This window comes from Empedobacter sp. UBA1574 (genome assembly GCF_002322895.1).
Lineage (GTDB): Bacteria > Bacteroidota > Bacteroidia > Flavobacteriales > Weeksellaceae > Empedobacter > Empedobacter falsenii_B.
In genome coordinates, this window is sequence record NZ_DCOI01000016.1 from 24,992 (window position 1) to 44,031 (window position 19,040).

A 19,040-nucleotide genomic window follows, 5' to 3' on the forward strand; every position below is an offset into this window, starting at 1 on the left:
ATTTGTATCTTAATTCCAACTAAAACGAATAAAAACTAACCAATTGAAATTCAATATAAAAAAAATACTAAAATATTTTTCTATCACACTGGTTTCGATAATTCTATTGTTGACCATTGCAATTTTTAGTTTACAATTTCCTGCTGTACAAAATTTTGTAAAAAATAAATTAGTCGATTACCTCGAAAATAAAATACATACAAAGGTTCAATTAGATCGTGTTTATATCGATTTTCCAAACAGTTTGGTCATGGAAAATCTTTTTTTGCAAGGACAAGATGTGGACACGCTTTTATCGGTCAAAAAGTTTGACGTTGGTTTGGATATTTGGCAATTGACCAAAAGTAAAGCAGATATAAAATCTGTTAATTTGAACGGTGTTCATGCCAATGTTATCCGTAAACCAGATGGAAAATTCAATTTCGATTATATTATCAATGCTTTTGCAACTGACGAAAAAGACGAAAGTCCTTCAAAGCCATTTATCATTTCGTTAGATAAAATAAAACTGAATGATATTAATGTTTCATTCAATGATCAGCAAGCGGCAAATAACATCAAAGTTCATCTAAATTCGTTTGATACACGTGTCAAAAAATTCGATTTAGAGCAAAATTCTTATGGAATTGGTGATATCAATTTGGATGGTTTAAAGCTAAAATTGAAACAAGATATTGTAAAAGAAGTTGCGAAAAAAGTAGAAGAAAAAGTTGATTCTTTGAATGATCAAAAGCCAATGAAAATTGAGTTGAACGGAATTAATTTAACCAATTTTGACATCGATTATGGCGACGATATTTCGGGAATGTTTGCAAAAGTCAAATTCAAAGATTTCAAAACGCGTGTTAAAAAACTTGATTTACAACAAAATTCTTATGGGGTTGATGATATTTTGGTGAATGGTTTGTTGGTTGATTTTAATCAAAAAATGGTTGAAAAAATTCAAGAAAATAATGTGGATAGAATTGATCCAACTAGAAAACAAACTCCATTTCAAATTGGGTTGAATAAGATTAATTTGAATGATATCAAAGTCAATTATGGTGACGAAAATTCGAAGACTTTTGCCAAAGTTAACCTAAACGAATTTGAAACTCAAGTCAATAAACTTGATCTTGAAAATTCAATTTTCGACATCGAAAATATTTTGTTGAAAGACGCTGATATCGAAGCGAATTTATTCCTTTCTTCGAACAATTCTACTTCTACTTCATCCACTTCTTCAGCCCCAATGAATTTGGTTTTGAACGAAACGAAATTTGAAAATGTAAAAGTAAAATACAACAATACTGCAGAACGCCGAACAGCTCAAGGAATGGATTTTAATCATTTGGATTTTTCTAAATTAAATCTTGATTTGCGCGATTTCGAAATGAAAAATAACACATTTGCTGGACAAGTAAAAAGTGCTGAAATAAAAGAATCAAGAGGATTGAATATTCAGAAATTAACAACAGATTTCTTGTACGCAGATACACAAGCGTATCTGAAAAACCTTTATTTACAAACACCAAGAACCGTTCTTCGTGACGAAGTTATTTTGCGTTACAATACGATTAATGAGTTAACTTCTCATCCAGAAAATGTTTTGGTTAATGCGAATATCAAAAATTCAAAAATTGGTTTGGCAGATATTTTAAATATTGCTCCAACGCTTAGAAATACGACGCCTTTCGACAAATATCCAAACGCCATTCTGAGTGTTAACACCAATGTAAAAGGAAAAGTAAACGATTTATTGATTAATAATCTCCAAGTTTCTGGTTTAGATGATTTGCAACTTTCGGCTTCTGGAAGAGTGAAAAATGCGATGAATCCAAAGAATTTATTTTATGATTTGAACATCAAAAACTTCTCAACATCTTCTAAAACGATATACAATTTAATTCCGAAAAATACTATTCCAACTAACATTAGAATTCCTTCAAAGCTTTCTGTCAAAGGAAAAGCGAAAGGAACAACCGAAATCATCAATACACAATTGGCAATAAATTCTACGTTGGGAAATGCGAAAATTGATGCAATTGTGGACATGCAAAAAAAGGATGCCGAGAAATATAATGTCAAAGCAGACCTACAAAATTTGGATATTGGAACGCTTATTAGCAACAAGGATTTAGGCAAAATAACAGGAAAAATTAATGCTATTGGAACAAGTTTCAACCCAGAAAAAATGGTTACAAAACTTTCAGGAACCGTTTCATCAGCTTATTACAATAAATATACTTATCAAAATATTACACTCGATGCAAAAGTGAATCATGGAGTATTTGATGCACATATTTTATCAAAAGATCCAAACGCGAATCTTAATTTGACAGCTTCTGGCGTGTACAAAAAAGATTTATCTAATGTAAAATTGAATGGAAATATTGTCAAATTAGATGTTCAAAAACTTGGTTTTTACAACGAACCGATGATTGTTGCAGGAGAAATTGATGCCAATTTCGCTGATTTAAATCCAGATTATTTAAATGGTTCTTTATATCTAAAAAACTTTGCATTATCCAATACAAAAGATATTTTTCCAATGCAAGAAGTAAGCTTGATTGCGACTTCAACTGCTGATTCAAATCAAATTAGTTTGACTTCACAATTGGCCGATTTGGATATGAAAGGAAAATTTAAATTGACACAAATTTTTGGTTCGATAACTTCAACAATTAACCAATATTATGAATTTCAGAAACCAAATAAAGACGAAAAAATAGAACCTCATCAATTCTTTACTTTGAATGCAAAAATTAAAGATGATGAGTTGATTCGAAGATTTGTTCCCGATTTGAAAAGCTTCGAAACCATAACACTTGACGCAACTTATAATGCCGATTCAAAACAAATCAATGTTGATGGAAAAATTCCGAATTTAACGTACGGAACAAATACGATTAACAATGGATTGATAAAACTATCCAACCAAGACGAATCCTTATTGTATTCGTTGAATGTGGATGCATTAAAAAGTGAAAGTTTTCAATTACAAAAAATTGATTTGAATGGTGATATTACAAATAATGTGATCAATTATAACGTTTCGACAAAGGATGCGAAAGATGCAACACAATTTTTGGTGGCTGGAAATCTAAAAACGCTAAACGATATCACGGAAATTAGTCTTAATCCGAATGGATTGGTCTTAAACTACGATGAATGGCAAGTTGGTGAAGGAAATTTAATTCAGTTGAGAAAAGATGGAATTGTGGCGAATAATTTCAGTTTGATGAACAATGGAAGTCAAATTTTATTGCAATCTGAATCGGAAAAAGGAACAAGTCCGCTGAATATTACCATCAAAGATTTCAAAATTGAAACCATTGCAGAAATCATTAAAAAAGATGATTTACCTGCCGAAGGAATAATCAATGGAACAGCTCAAATTAGAGATTTAAACAAAGAAATGACCTTCAATGCTGATTTGACCGTTTCAGATTTAAAAGCTTTCGGAAATCCTATTGGAAATATTATAGCAAAAGTACAAAACACTTCTCCAACCATGATTAACGCTGATATTACCTTAGATGGAAACAGCAACAACATGAAGATTTTTGGAGATTATAATACCAAAGAAAGTGCGTTTGATTTAGCTTTAGATATCAATCGATTAGAAATGAAATCAGTGCAAGGATTTACAATGAATCGAATCAAAGATACAGAAGGTTATATTTCTGGAAATCTAAAAATCGTTGGAACAATGGATAAACCGAGCATTTTAGGTCAAGTCAAATTTAATCAAGTTGGTTTAACGATTGCTGAAACAGGAAGTAATTTCAGAAAAATTGATGACGCGATTGATTTCACGAACAAAGGAATTGAGTTCAATCGATTCAAAATTAATGACAACGATGGCAATTCATTAACGATAAGAGGAGAAATTTTAACGGAAACTTACCGTGACTTCGCCTTCAATTTAACAGCAAATGCACGAGATTTCAATGTGGTAAATTCAGAAAAATCGAACGATGCGATCATGTATGGAAAGTTAGCTGTCAATGCAAACTTAACGATAAAAGGTGATTTAGATTTACCTAAAGTAAACGGAATTTTAACCGTAACTGATGACACGAATTTTACATTTGTTTTACCTCAATCCTCGCCTTCTTTACAAGAGCGAGAAGGAATTGTCGAATTCATCGATCAAGATCAAGTGGCGCTTCAAGAAACAATTAAAACAGATGAATTAATAGCCGAATCTAAAATAAAAGGGTTAGATGTAAGTGTCAATATTGAAATTAGCAAAGAAGCCAAGACATCAATTATCATCGACAAAGCAAACGGAGATTTTGTAGAAATACAAGGTGAAGCCGAATTAACAGGCGGAATGGATCCTTCAGGAAAAATGACGTTGGTTGGCGTTTATCAAGTAGAAAAAGGTGCGTACGAACTTTCGGTGAGCTTGTTAAAACGTCGTTTTGATATTCAGAAAGGAAGTAGCATTACATGGACTGGTGAGCCAACTACAGCCAATTTAGACATTACGGCGATTTACAAAACAAAAGCCGCTCCTATTGATTTAATCGAACAACAAATTTCGGGCTATTCTTCTTCTGAAATGAACATGTACAAACAACGAATTCCGTTTAATACCGAGTTAATTTTGAAAGGTGAATTATTAAAACCTGATATTAAATTCAATATTTCAATGGATAAAGAGAATCCTTCCATTGCAACTGCGGTGATCGAAAATACACAATTGAAATTGGATCAGTTGAAAAATGATGAAGCCGAAATGAACAAGCAAGTATTTGCCTTGTTATTATTGAATCGTTTTATTGGCGAAAATCCATTCGAAAGTAAAACAAGTGTTTCTGCAGAAACAATGGCGCTACAAAGTGTAAGTAATATTTTGTCGCAACAATTGAATAATTTGGCGGATGATTTAATCCAAGGAATTGATATCGATTTGGGATTAGATACACAAGACGATTATTCTTCAGGATCTAAAAACACACGTACTGATCTGAATGTTGCCGTGAGCAAACGATTACTAAACGACCGATTGAAAGTTTCGGTTGGAAGTAATTTTGGATTAGATGGTGATGCACGAGAAAATGAAAACATGACTAATATTGCGGGTGATATCACAATTGATTATAGCTTATCTCGTGATGGTCGATACATGTTGAGAGCTTATCGAAAAGATGAATACCAAGTTGCATTACAAGGACAAATTGTAGAAACAGGTGTTGGATTTATCATCACATTAGATTACGATAAATTCAAAGAAATTTTCGAGAAAAGAAGAAAAAATAGAACGAACAGAGCAAATAGAATTACACAAAATCAAGAAGTGAAACCATGAAAAAATCAGTTTTAACCTATATCAAATTTATAACTTGTTCAATTTCTATTTTAGGTATTTCTTCTTGTAGCAATACACGTTTTCTGAAAGAAGGTGAAATGCTTTACACGGGCTCTAAATTAACAATAGAAGGCGACTCGTTAAGCAAAGCCGACAAAGCTGAACTAAAAGATAATCTCGAAAAAAATATCATTCCAAAACCTAATTCAAGTTTTTTTGGACTTCGTCCGCGTTTGTACATTTACAACATCACCAGCGAACCTAAAAAGCAAAAAGGACTGAAATATTGGTTAAAATATAAAGTGGGTGAAAAACCTGTTTTATTGGGAGATGTAGACATCGAATTCAATAAAAAAATTCTGGTCAATTATTCAGAAAACAAAGGATTTTTCAATGCCAAAGCACAAGATGATACAATAAGTAAAAACAAAAAAGCGGAAGTACATTATGTTTTGCAACCGCGCAAACGTTATTACATCAACCAAGTTAATTTTCCAAAAGATACCACTTTAGCGGTCAACAAAGAAATTAAAAAAACACAAGCAAATACGTTACTGAAAGATAAGCAACCTTTCGATTTAGATGTGATCAAAGCTGAACGAGAACGAATAGATGCACGTCTGAAAGAAAATGGTTACTATTATTTTCATCCCGATAACATCATTGTACAAGCGGATAGTACGGTTACCAATAAGCAAGATGTCGAACTTTTTGTAAAGTTAAAAGATAAAACACCAGAACAAGCCAAACAACAATATAGCATTGACAAAGTAATTGTTTTCCCAGATTATAACATTCGCGAAGCGCGAAAAGGAATCTATAAAATGCCCATGAACAACGATTCGTTATCGAAATATGAGCAAAATGGTTTTTACATGGTTGATCTAAAAAATAGTTTCAAACCAAAAGTTTTTGACCGTGTGTTATATTTTAAAACGGGAGAGATTTACAACCGAGCAGATCATAATTTAACCCTGAATCGATTAATTAATTTGGGTGTTTTCAAATTTGTGAAAAATGATTTCGTGATTTCTGATTCGGTTAACCATAAATTTGATGTGTATTATACCTTAACACCACGCGAATTCCAATCATTGAGATTAGAAGTTTTAGGACGAACAAACTCGGCGAATTATGGTGGTGGTGAGTTAAATTTAAACTGGACACATCGTAATATTTTCAAAGGTGCGGAACAACTAAAAATGGCGTTATATGGTGCGTTTGATATGCAATTGGGCGGACAAAAAGATGCGAATAATATTTTTAGAGCTGGTTTTAATACGCAACTTTCGATTCCAAGAATTGTAGCACCTTTCAAATTTCATTCGTCAAGTGCGTTTGTACCGAGAACCAATATTGAGATTGGTTACGAATACCAAAACAGATCGAGATTATATACGCTTCATAATTTCAATACGTCATTTGGATATGTTTGGAAAGAAAATGCTCAAAAAGAACACAATTTAAAAGTTTTTAGTGCGACTTTATTGTTTCCAGAAAAAGTAACAGATGAATATAACAGCAAGATTTACGATTCAATTGGAAATATCATCAACCCAAGTTTAAAACGTGTAGTGGACAAACAATTAATCTTTGGACCACAATATTCATACACGTATACAACCACGATGTTACCACGAAAAAGCACATTTTACTACCGTGGATCTGTCGATTTAGCGGGAAATTTAACTGGTTTGATTACAGGTGCAAATGTAAAAAAAGACAAGGAAAAAAAGATTTTCAAAATTCCATTTAGTCAATACGCAAAAATGGAACACGACTTCCGTTTTTATCATAAATTTTCAGATAAATCATCAATTGCCACACGATTTATTGGTGGCATCGCTTATCCGTACGGAAATTCAGAATTTGTTCCCTACTCGAAACAATTCTTTGTCGGAGGAAGCAACAGTATTCGCGCATTTAGAGCGCGAACATTAGGACCAGGAAGTTATGATCCACGTAACCAAAATGCAAATTTCTTTTATGATCAATCGGGTGATATTAAATTAGAAGTAAATGCAGAATTTAGACAAAAATTATTCAGCTTTCTTAATCTCGCCTTGTTTGTTGATGCTGGAAACATTTGGTTAATTAACGAAGATGAAACACGTCCAGGTGCTAAGTTTTCAAAAGAGTTTATGAATGAAATTGCAGTTGGAGCTGGTTTAGGACTACGTCTAGATTTTAATATCTTAATTTTAAGATTAGATTTAGCAACACCGCTTCGTGTCCCATATTATGAAAAAAATGATCGATGGACATTTGATAAGATTGATTTCGGAGATAAAGCATGGCGAAAAGATAATTTAATTTTGAATATTGCCATTGGATATCCGTTCTAAGCAAAGCGTAAAGCAAAAATAAAAAAAATGAGCGTCACAATGGACGCTCATTTTTTTTATTTAATCATATATTTATTTCAAATCAAAACGATCTGCATTCATCACTTTATTCCAAGCGGCAACGAAATCATGTACAAATTTATCTTGCGCATCAGCTTGTGCATAAACTTCTGCTACGGCACGTAATTCAGAATTTGAACCGAATACTAAATCCGCACGAGTTCCTGTCCATTTTGGTGCTCCAGTTTTACGATCAGATCCCATGTAGATTTCTTTCGTTTCATCTGTCGCTTTCCAAACAGTACCCATATCCAATAAATTCACAAAGAAATCATTTGTCAATTGACCTGGACGATCAGTGAAAATACCATGTTTCGAACCATCATAATTCGCATTCATCGCACGCATTCCACCAACTAAAACTGTCAATTCTGGAGCAGTCAACGTTAACAATTGTGCTTTATCAATCACCAATTCTTCTGTCGAAACAGATCTTCTTGTGTTTTTGCGGTAGTTTTTAACCCCATCTGCAATTGTTTCTAAGTACGCTACAGATTCAACCTCTGTTTCCTCTTGCGTTGCATCTCCACGACCTGCTGCAAACGGAACTGTAATTGTTTTTCCAGCATCTTTTGCTGCTTTTTCAATCGCTGCATTTCCTCCTAAGACAATTAAATCGGCAATCGAAACTTGTTTTGACGAATTCGCTGAATTAAATTCTTGTTGAATATTTTCTAAAGCTGTTAAGACTTTATTCAATTGAATTGGATTATTTGCTTCCCAATTTTTCATTGGTTCCAAACGAATACGCGCACCATTCGCTCCTCCACGTTTATCCGATCCACGGAAAGAAGAAGCCGAAGCCCAAGCTGTAGAAACCAATTCTGAAACAGATAATCCTGAAGCTAAAATTTTCGCTTTCAAATCAGCGATATCAGCCTCGTCAATTAATTCATGCGTAACAGCTGGAATTGGATCTTGCCAAGTGAATACTTCATTCGGTACATCTGCACCTAAATAACGAGAAAGTGGTCCCATATCACGGTGCGTTAACTTGAACCACGCTTTACGGAAAGCATCTTCAAATTCTTCTGGATGTTCCAAGAAACGACGTCCAATTTTTTCGTAAGCTGGATCCATGCGTAACGCAATATCCGAAGTCAACATCGTTGGTCTTAATTTTTTTGAAGCATCATGCGCATGTGGAATAATTTCGCCTACATCTTTTGCTACCCATTGATGAGCACCTGCAGGAGATTTTGTTAATTCCCATTCGAAACCAAATAAATAACTTAAAAATAAATTTGACCATTCTGTTGGTTTACTTGTCCAAGTTACTTCAATACCAGATGTAATTGTATCACCTGCATTTCCTGTTCCGTACGAGTTTTTCCAACCCAAACCTTGCATTTCCAAATCAGAAGCTTCAGGGTCTGGTCCTACATGATCAGCCGAAGCCGCACCATGTGTTTTTCCGAAAGTGTGACCACCGGCAATCAACGCCAATGTTTCTTCATCATTCATCGCCATACGCGCAAACGTATCACGAATATCGCGTGCAGAAGCCAAAGGGTCTGGATTACCATCTGGTCCTTCTGGATTCACGTAAATTAATCCCATTTGTACCGCAGCCAACGGATTTTCTAAATCGCGATCACCAGAATAACGGCTATTTGCACCACCACTCTCTTCTAACCATATTTTTTCAGAACCCCAATAAACATCCATATTTGGTTCCCAAACATCAGCACGACCACCAGCAAAACCTAACGTTTTGAATCCCATCGACTCTAATGCTACATTTCCTGTTAAGATAATTAAATCTGCCCACGAAATTTTATTACCATATTTTTGTTTGATAGGCCAAATTAAACGACGCGCTTTGTCCAACGAAACGTTGTCTGGCCATGAGTTAAGCGGCGCAAAACGTTGCTGTCCTTCACCTGCTCCACCACGACCATCTTGCACACGGTATGTACCCGCACTATGCCACGCCATACGAATGAAAAATGGACCATAATGCCCAAAATCTGCTGGCCACCAATCTTGAGAATCAGTCATCAAAGCTTTTAAATCAGCTTTAACAGCTTCTAAATCTAATTTTTTAAATTCTTCGGCGTAATTAAAATCTTCCCCCATTGGGTTCGATTTGTTTGAATGTTGACGTAAAATATCAACTTTTAATTGATTTGGCCACCAATCTTGATTTTGTGTTCCTTCTCCTGCCACTGGTTTTGACATTGTACCATTGTGGAAAGGGCATTTTGAAATATCACCTCCTTGATTCTCCATGAATACTATTTTTTTATGTTTAATAATTTTTGTTTTGTAAATATCATAAATATAGTAATTTGTCTTATCAATTAAAAATCAAATTGTTTTATCAATCAATCAATTTATTTTATATAGAATGTAAATTAAATAGTTATTAATTATATTATAAAAATTGATTCGTTTATTTTTAATGAGTAAAGAGATTTCGAGAATCCTCTAGCTTTTAAGTTTATATCTGTATCAAGATAAAACTACATTTCACATAATATCAATGCATAGAAATTTTCAATCTTAACTTCAATATATCTTAACATCGTAAAATTATTATAGTCAAAAAAATGTTTATACATTTGTAACAATGAAATTTATAATTCTCATAATTGCATTATATGTTAATGTTCTATCATTTGTGCCATGTCAAGACACAAATACTAATAGAACGCAAGTTTCTATGGTGCATAGTGAGAAAGATAATTCAGATCATAAAGATCAATGTAGTCCTTTGTGCGTTTGTAATTGTTGTCAAATTACAATTTCATCAATGAAATTTACACGATTACTAAAAACTCCTAAAGTTTTTGAACCAAATACTTCCAAGAAAATACAATTCAAAAAGAATACAATTCAAAACCAATTGTATGCCGATATCTGGCAACCTCCTAAAATAAATATTGCTTAACGAGACGATTTCTTTTTTCGTCTACACATTGATTTCAATTGATATAAAATTGAAGTCAACACTTTTCTGTGCTCATTTATTTTGATAATAAGTGGGTAATGTTAATACAATTAATCAAATTATCTGTGTTAGATAAAATCATAAAATTTAGTATCCAAAACAAAATTGTTATTGGAATTATGACTGTATTGTGGATTATCTGGGGCGTATGGAGCGCAACAAAATTGCCAATAGATGCGGTACCCGATATTACCAACAATCAAGTCCAAATTATTACGGTCAGCCCTACTCTAGCTGGTCAAGAAGTAGAACAATTGGTCACTTTTCCAATTGAGCAAAGTATTGCGAATATTCCTGATATCGAAGAAACAAGAAGTATTTCTCGTTTTGGTTTATCTGTGATTACGGTAGTGTTTAAAGAAGATGTAGATATTTATTTTGCGCGTCAATTAGTCAACGAAAAATTAAAAGAAGCACAAGAAGACATTCCGCAAGGTGTTGGCATTCCCGAATTATCACCTGTGAGTACTGGTCTTGGAGAAGTCTATCAATATATTTTACATCCTAAAAAGGGAAGTGAGAAAAAATACAATTCAAAACAATTGCGCGAAATGCAAGATTGGATTGTTCGTAGACAATTAAACGGAACGCCTGGTGTTGCTGAGATCAATAGTTTCGGTGGAGAATTGAAGGAATACGAAGTTGCTTTAGATCCGAATAGATTGCGCGCAATGGGAATTAGTGTATCGGATATTTTTGATGCCTTAGAAAAAAATAATCAAAATACTGGAGGAGCTTACATCGATAAGAAGCCAAATGCTTACTTTATTCGAGGAATTGGAATGGTAACTTCTTTAGATGATGTAAAATTAATTCCTATAAAAAATGCGACGGGAACTGTTCCTATTTTTATAAAAGATGTAGCTGATGTAAGACTAGGACATGCCATACGATACGGAGCAATGACTTACAATGGTGAAGTAGATGCTGTTGGTGGTGTTGTGATGATGTTAAAAGGTGCGAATTCTAATGAAGTAGTTAATCTAATTAAAGAAAAAATACCAACAATTCAAAAATCGTTACCAGATGATATCGTCATCGAGCCTTTCCTTGATCGAACGAATTTAGTAAATCGTGCAATTAAAACAGTAGAAAAAAATCTGATCGAAGGTGCATTAATTGTCATTTTTGTATTGGTTATTTTTCTTGGTAATCTAAGAGCTGGTTTAATCGTTGCATCTGCCATTCCTCTATCCTTATTATTTGCATTAGGAATGATGAATGTTTTTGGTGTGAGTGCGAATTTAATGAGTTTAGGAGCTATTGATTTTGGATTGATAGTCGATGGAGCAGTTATTATTGTAGAAGCGACTTTACATCATCTAGGGCTTAGAAAATCAACGCATCGATTAACCCAAAAAGAAATGGATGAAGAGGTTTTTCTTTCAGCTTCAAAAATTAGAAATTCAGCCGCATTCGGGGAAATCATCATACTTATTGTCTACATTCCTATTCTTACTTTGGTTGGTGTAGAAGGAAAAATGTTTACACCAATGGCTAAAACAGTTGGCTTTGCAATTCTAGGCGCATTGATTCTTTCGTTAACGTACATCCCAATGATGAGTGCTTTATTTTTATCAAAAAAGCCTACTCTCAAAGCTTCTTTTTCAGATAAAATGATGGTGAAAATCCATAAAGTTTATGAACCATTATTAGAAAAAGCAATCCGAATCAAATATTGGTTAGTTGGTATTACTGTTGCAATTTTTGCAGTATCAATTATTCAATTCAGAAATATGGGTGGCGAATTTATTCCACAATTACAAGAAGGTGATTTTGCTTTTCACTGTATTTTACCACAAGGAAGTTCCTTAACCCAAAGTTTAGAAACATCCATGCAAGCTTCTCGAATTTTAAAAGAATTTGATGAAGTAAAAATGGTCGTTGGTAAAACAGGTTCCGCTGAGGTTCCTACAGATCCTATGCCTCCTGAAGCAACAGATATGATTGTGGTTCTAAAACCAAAGGACGAATGGAAACGTAACATTTCTTATGAAGAATTAGGTGATGAAATGATGGAAAAACTAGAGGTTATTCCTGGTGTTTTCTTTGAAAAAAATCAACCAATCCAAATGCGTTTTAATGAATTGATGACAGGAATTCGACAAGATGTAGCTGTCAAAATTTTTGGCGAAAATTTAGATTCTCTCTCTTATTATGCAGATAAAACCTCAAAAGCAATTCAATCTGTTGAAGGTGTTACAGCGCCACAAGTGGAACGCGTAAGTGGTTTGCCTCAGATTAATGTTGAATATGACCGAATCCGAATGGCAAATTATGGATTAAACATTCAAGATGTAAATGATATGTTGAGTACAGCATTTGCTGGAAAAACAGCTGGACAAGTTTTCGAGAATGAACGACGCTTTGATTTGGTTGTTCGATTGGATAGTGCGCATCGAAAAAGCATTGATGACATTAACAATTTAATGATTCCTACAAGTTCTGGTAATCAAATTCCGATCTCTCAGGTGGCAAATGTGAGTTATAAATTAGGCGCTTCACAAATTAGTCGCGAAGAAGGAAAACGAAGAATTGTAATTGGTTTCAACGTAAAAGATCGCGATGTACAATCGGTTGTAAAAGATATTCAGACAAAATTAGACAATGAAATCAAATTACCTTCTGGCTATTATTTCACCTATGGAGGGCAGTTCGAAAATCTGCAAGCAGCTAGTCAACGTTTGATGATTGCTGTACCAATCTCCTTATTATTAATTTTTATGTTATTGTATTTCACATTTCATTCATTCAAACAAGCAGCATTAATTTTCACAGCAATTCCAATGAGTGCAATCGGAGGTATTTTTGCATTAATTATTCGCGATATGCCATTTAGTATTAGTGCCGGAATTGGTTTTATTGCTTTGTTCGGAGTAGCTGTTTTAAACGGGATTGTTTTAATTGGAACATTCAATCAATTAGAAAAAGAAGGAGAAAAAAATATTCTAAAACGAATAATGGAAGGAACCAATATCCGATTACGACCAGTATTAATGACAGCAACAGTTGCATCGTTAGGATTTTTACCGATGGCAATTTCCACAGGCGCAGGTGCCGAGGTTCAAAAACCTTTAGCAACAGTTGTCATTGGAGGATTAATCACAGCTACTTTTTTAACCTTATTTGTATTACCAATGTTATATTTAATATTTAATTCAAAACTTCCGAAAATAAAATTGAATTCAAAAAATTCACTTCCATTCCTTGTCATCGGAATGTTTTTGATGGGACAATCTATTCAAGCGCAAACTCGTTCAATTAATATTCAAGAAGCTCAACAAATTGCAATTGAAAATAATCCATTAATCAAAGCAAATGAACGAAGTATTTCATCAAGTGAAGCTTTAAAAGGAACCGCAAATGAATTACCAAAATTAAATGTGGAAGCACAACTTGGGCAATATGCGAGTCCAAAATTTGATTATGGTTTATCTATTTCTCAAAGTATTCCATTTCCAACGATTTTTAAACACCGAAAGGCAGTGTTAGAATCAGAAGTGAATAACAAGAAGATACAAAAGGAAGTGACAACAAACGAATTGTTGAAACAAGTGAGAACCTATTTCTATCAGATCGAATATTTAGAATATAACCATGATCAACTCGAACAATTAAATAAACTTTATTTAGAATTTATTCGAATTGCTTCGGTTCGATTTAATGCAGGTGATATTAAGAAAATCGAAATTAATACAGCAGAAACACAACAAGGAGAAATCAATTTGTTGCTGAAACAAAACAAAGTGTATTTAGCAAATGCGTACAAAAATCTAAACGTATTATTGAATACCGAAGAGAATTTTACAATTACCAAAGAGACAAATTATATTCCATTAAAATTGAGTGGAATTTTAGACGGTTCTACAATTGATAATAATCCTACTCTCAAAGCTTTTTACCAACAGATGGAAATTACAGAACGAAACAAAGAAGTCGTAAAAGCCGAAGGTTTACCAGAATTTTCACTTGGTGTAAACAGTTTATCGATGATTGGAATGCACGAAAAAAATGGAGTACAAAGGTATTACAATGGCCTTGATCGTTTTACTTCTGTAAACCTTGGTGTTGCAATTCCATTAACGTTTGGTGCTACAAAGGCAAAAATCAAAGCTTTGGAATATGATAAACAAGCCATTCAAGAAACAGCCAATTTTCAAAAACAACAGTTAACGATTCAACTTGATAATTCAATTAATCAATATCAACAAGATTGGGAACAATATGAGTATTATGTAAACCAAGCCATTCCAAATGCAGAAAAAATTGTAAAAGCAGCTCAATTGGGTTATAAAACTGGTGAAATTTCGTATGTCGAATATCTTTTTGCCTTACAAACCGCAACGGATATTCAATTAAAATATCTTGAATCGATACAACAAGTCAATCAAACTGTTGTCAATATTAATTCTATCATCAATCAATAAAATGAAAAAAATAAAGATCATTATCTATAGCGTGTTAGCCATATTATTTCTAAGTAGTTGTACCAAAGAAACAAAAACGGAACAACCAATCGAGGAAAAAAAAGCTGAGCACGAAGAAGCGCCACAAACAGTTGCTACGCTAACAGAAGAACAAATGAAGGCTGTTGGTGTAAAACTGGGAACTATTGAAGTAAAGGAGCTAACGGCTATGATTAAAGCAAATGGACTTTTGAATGTTCCGAATAGCAATATGGCAAGTGTTGCATCTATGTTTGGTGGAGTAATACAAACATTGCCAATTCAGGAAGGTTCGTATGTCAAAAAAGGACAAGTAATTGCGACAATTTCAAACCCAGAATTTATTATTACACAAGAGCAATACTTAACTGTTTTGAGTCGAATTACCTATGCAGAGCAAGAATTTAGACGACAAAAAGAATTGTTTGATAACGATGCTGGTGCAAAAAAGAATCTTCAGAACTCTTCTGCCGAATTGAAAACATTACGTTCTCAAAAAGCATCTTTATCTCGTCAACTTCAAATGATGGGAATTAATCCTTCTAAAGTAACCAATGCAAATTTGAGAAATGGAATGGTAATTACAGCACCAATTAGTGGAACAGTAAGTAAAATTATTGCGCAAATAGGAAGTTATGTAGATGTCTCATCTCCCGTCGCTGAAATCATTGATAATAGTTCTATTCACTTAGATTTGCAAGTTTTCGAGAAAGATTTACCTAAAATGAAAGTTGGTCAAGTCATTCAATTTGAATTAACAAACAATCCAGGAAACAGTTACGAAGCAGTCGTGTACAGTATTGGTTCTTCTTTCGAAAATGAAAGTAAAACCATTGCAGTACATAGCAAAGTACGAGGAAATAAATCTGGATTGATAAATGGAATGAATATTACAGGAGCCGTAAGCTTAAGTAATTCCTCTACACCTGCTGTTCCCAATGAAGCAATTGTAGAAGCGGATGGTAAATTTTACATCTTTGTCAAAACAAACAAAAAAGTAGAAGAGCATACAGACGAAGAAAGTAAAGATCCGAACGAAAAGAACAAAGAACATAAAAATGAAAAATTGATGAACTTTGAAAAAATCGAAGTTGTAAAAGGTTCTTCAGATATGGGTTACACAGCTATTACAACCGTAAATGAAATTGATCCAACTACACAGATTGTTGTAAAAGGAGCCTTTTTCGTTAATGCTAAATTAAGTAATTCTGGCGATCACGGACATTAAAAACAATTCAAATAAATTGAGTTGTTCCCTAACTTCCAATAAAAAGTCCGATAAACAATATGTTTATTGGACTTTTTATAGTTGTAATAAATAAGTAACTATTTAATTCGTAATTCAAAAATCTCAAATACTTTTTAATAATTCGTTATCATCGTCTAATTCTTCGATACAACGTTTTACAAACGTCACTCAGACTGACGCGATACTGAGAAGCTGAAATAAATTCAACTTGACGAATCGTTGTCATTTAAAAAAATATTTGAAATAAAGAATTTGAGATTAAGAGGAGGAGCCATGGTATGGCTCAGGTATTCCTTTTCTTTTATGTCACTTTTTTTCGTCAAAAAAACTAACGAAAAAAGACTTGGCCGTAAACCTCTCTACTAAAAATGTTCTCATTTCACTAAAGATTTTAAAAACCCTACGGGCTAAAACCTTTTTTACGTTTTATTCAACCATTTTCTTAACGTGTGAGTTTTAATGCCGGGTTTTCATCCTTTTTCAATATTCAAATCCACTTTCAACAAAGAATTTATAAACTGTTATTGCTGAAAAGTCGAGCGTCAATTCGGCGTAAAGAGCGTTAAAAATGATTTACAGTTCACATTTTTATGTGAATGATTTAAAGCATTTAGCGAATAGCCATTATTGACCGACTTGTAAGCACGGACTTGATTTTTTGATTACTTTTTGATCAAGCAAAAAGTAATAAATAAAGAACTACTAATTATTCTCTTATTCACGTAATTATGTTCAGAACCTCAACTCGTTGTTAATTTGAGGTATCGAGAAATCTATTACTTTCATTTTTTTATTCATAGCTTATCTATTTTAATTATAGGTATTCATATGCCCTTCGGGGAATAGTCAAAAAAACTAACGAAAAAAGACTTGGCCGTAAACCTCTCTACTAAAAATGTTCTCATTCCACTAAAGATTTTACAAACCCTACGGGCTAAAAACTTTTTAACGCTGCATTCAACCATTTTCTTAACCTGAGAGTTTTAATGCCGGATTTTTCTAATTCTTTTTCAATATTCAAATTCCTTGTCATTCAGAACTTTCAAAGAATCTCATATCTAATTGTTCATAAAAACATTTTACATCGTAAATCCCTTATCAAAAATCTTATACATACATTCTACTGCCACCCTACTGCCACTATGTTGCCTTTATCCTGCCTTTATCCTGCCTTTAACTTGGGACCATCTAACGTGTTTCAATAAAACCTAAAAATCCCCCTTTGTATATGTTTTTCACATTTGATGAGCGTTAACAATCACCCCACCCTACGGGTGTACAAATCACCCTCCAAAATTATGGTTTAAGCTGTTATAAGCTCAATACCTGCTTTATCAGCTTTGTATTTTATTTTATGTATGAGCTCATAATAACTCCAGTTTCTTAAGACAAATCTTTCTTCTTTGGCAATTTGTATTTTTTCTTCTTGATCTACAATAACTATCGTTCCTGCTTTTTTTTCCACACAAAAATCAATTAACATTCTACTGTAGACATGTAGCCGATGATGAATATATTTACTCTCTGTATTTTTTAATTTTTTTGCTATTTTTAATTTTCTTGCTTTTCCTTTCCCTCCTTTGCAAAAGGGCACTCCTTCTAGTATTCTTTTACGAGAAGCTTGTATGGCTAATCTTCTATATAGAAATTCTTCTTTGCTACCAATGGTAAGCTGAGATCTACCTATTTTTACAACCAACGGATATTCTAATGACAAAGAAACTTCTGCAATAATATCGGGTTGTAATTGATTTTTTTCTTTTTCAATTTCTACCGTGAATACCCAAAATATTTTATTTTTTTCTAATTTAATATGTGATCTACAAATTCTAATTTCTTTGCTTACTATTTGCTCCAATAGCTTATAATTATCAATATAGTCTCTTCCAAGATACGTTTTAAAAGGAATTTTATAAAGTTTAAAATAAATGTATTTTTTATCTTTATCATACGAGAATTTACTTATTCTCGCTATGTTAAAAGGAATTGCTATATCTCGTTTAAAAATTTTTAATGAAAGTTCCCCTTTCCAATACTTGACACAATCCTTCTTGAAGGACAGGTATAACGTATTGATCAAACTAGACAATATATACATCGGAATTTCGTCCTTAAAACGTTTTGAGAGCACACGATAAATTATAGTCGACCGTGACCATTTGAGTATACCAGCATCATCTTTGTTTTCGTCTGCTAATTTGTATTTGATTCCTTCAGAGAAATAAAAAAAATCTTTCACCATTTCTTGCACATACAAATGAGAAACAATCATATTAGCCGCTATAAAACATCTATTTTGCCATTTATAAAGCGTACTCACAACTTCTTTTCGTTCTTCTTGAGTCGGTAAATCAGCAATTAACTGTATTTTACGTGTTAAAAAAACTGTAGAATTTTCCATATTTAGTTATTTAGGGGTTTAAACTTGTTTTGTTGAGTCAATTTATAAGCGACGACAAATTCATTGTGCACTTCTTTCTGAGAAAGTTCTAATGTCTTGGCAATGGTTGTAAACGATTGTTTCATTTCGAATCGAAGCTTTAAAATCAACGATTGTTTTTCGGTCATTTGATTTGGTGCCTTTTCCTCGGAAACTGTTTTCTTTTTAGACACGAATACATCATGACTATTTATAAGGTTCTTAACATCTGTAATCTTCCCTAAAAACCGGAACGTTTAAAAATATAGT

At 33.1% G+C, this 19,040-nt stretch carries 7 protein-coding genes; 5 read left to right on the plus strand and 2 right to left on the minus strand.

Going from position 1 to position 19,040, the window contains the following annotated elements; translation table 11 throughout:
* Nucleotides 1–250 precede the first annotated feature (250 nt).
* Nucleotides 251–5,299 (plus strand): translocation/assembly module TamB domain-containing protein, encoded by a 5,049-nt coding sequence (locus B3578_RS03425; RefSeq protein ID WP_291047053.1) that lies wholly within the window; start codon nucleotides 251–253, stop codon nucleotides 5,297–5,299.
* Nucleotides 5,296–7,644 (plus strand): BamA/TamA family outer membrane protein, encoded by a 2,349-nt coding sequence (locus B3578_RS03430; protein ID WP_291047055.1) that lies wholly within the window; start codon nucleotides 5,296–5,298, stop codon nucleotides 7,642–7,644. The genes B3578_RS03425 and B3578_RS03430 overlap by 4 nt, the downstream gene beginning before the upstream one ends.
* A gap of 72 nt (nucleotides 7,645–7,716) precedes the next feature.
* Here the strand turns inward: B3578_RS03430 and katG are convergent, their stop codons facing one another.
* Nucleotides 7,717–9,936 carry a catalase/peroxidase HPI gene (gene katG / locus B3578_RS03435; protein WP_286474491.1) on the minus strand — a complete coding sequence of 740 codons (2,220 nt, stop codon included), beginning with the start codon at nucleotides 9,934–9,936 and terminating at the stop codon, nucleotides 7,717–7,719.
* A gap of 340 nt (nucleotides 9,937–10,276) precedes the next feature.
* On the opposite strand from katG, the gene B3578_RS14365 reads away from it, so the two are divergent.
* The 3 genes from B3578_RS14365 to B3578_RS03445 all read left to right on the plus strand — a co-directional run bounded on the left by B3578_RS14365 (nucleotide 10,277) and on the right by B3578_RS03445 (nucleotide 16,330).
* The gene (locus tag B3578_RS14365; protein WP_280061562.1) at nucleotides 10,277–10,597 is read left to right on the plus strand and encodes a DUF6660 family protein; all 321 of its coding nucleotides are present in this window, start codon (nucleotides 10,277–10,279) and stop codon (nucleotides 10,595–10,597) included.
* A 125-nt stretch (nucleotides 10,598–10,722) separates the two neighbouring features.
* The gene (locus B3578_RS03440) at nucleotides 10,723–15,084 is read left to right on the plus strand and encodes a CusA/CzcA family heavy metal efflux RND transporter (protein ID WP_291047061.1); all 4,362 of its coding nucleotides are present in this window, start codon (nucleotides 10,723–10,725) and stop codon (nucleotides 15,082–15,084) included.
* Nucleotide 15,085: 1 nt separating this feature from the next.
* Nucleotides 15,086–16,330 (plus strand): efflux RND transporter periplasmic adaptor subunit, encoded by a 1,245-nt coding sequence (locus B3578_RS03445; RefSeq protein ID WP_180906104.1) that lies wholly within the window; start codon nucleotides 15,086–15,088, stop codon nucleotides 16,328–16,330.
* Between the two features lie 1,324 nt (nucleotides 16,331–17,654).
* Here the strand turns inward: B3578_RS03445 and B3578_RS03450 are convergent.
* Nucleotides 17,655–18,752 carry a hypothetical protein gene (locus B3578_RS03450; protein ID WP_291047058.1) on the minus strand — a complete coding sequence of 366 codons (1,098 nt, stop codon included), beginning with the start codon at nucleotides 18,750–18,752 and terminating at the stop codon, nucleotides 17,655–17,657.
* Nucleotides 18,753–19,040 lie beyond the last annotated feature (288 nt).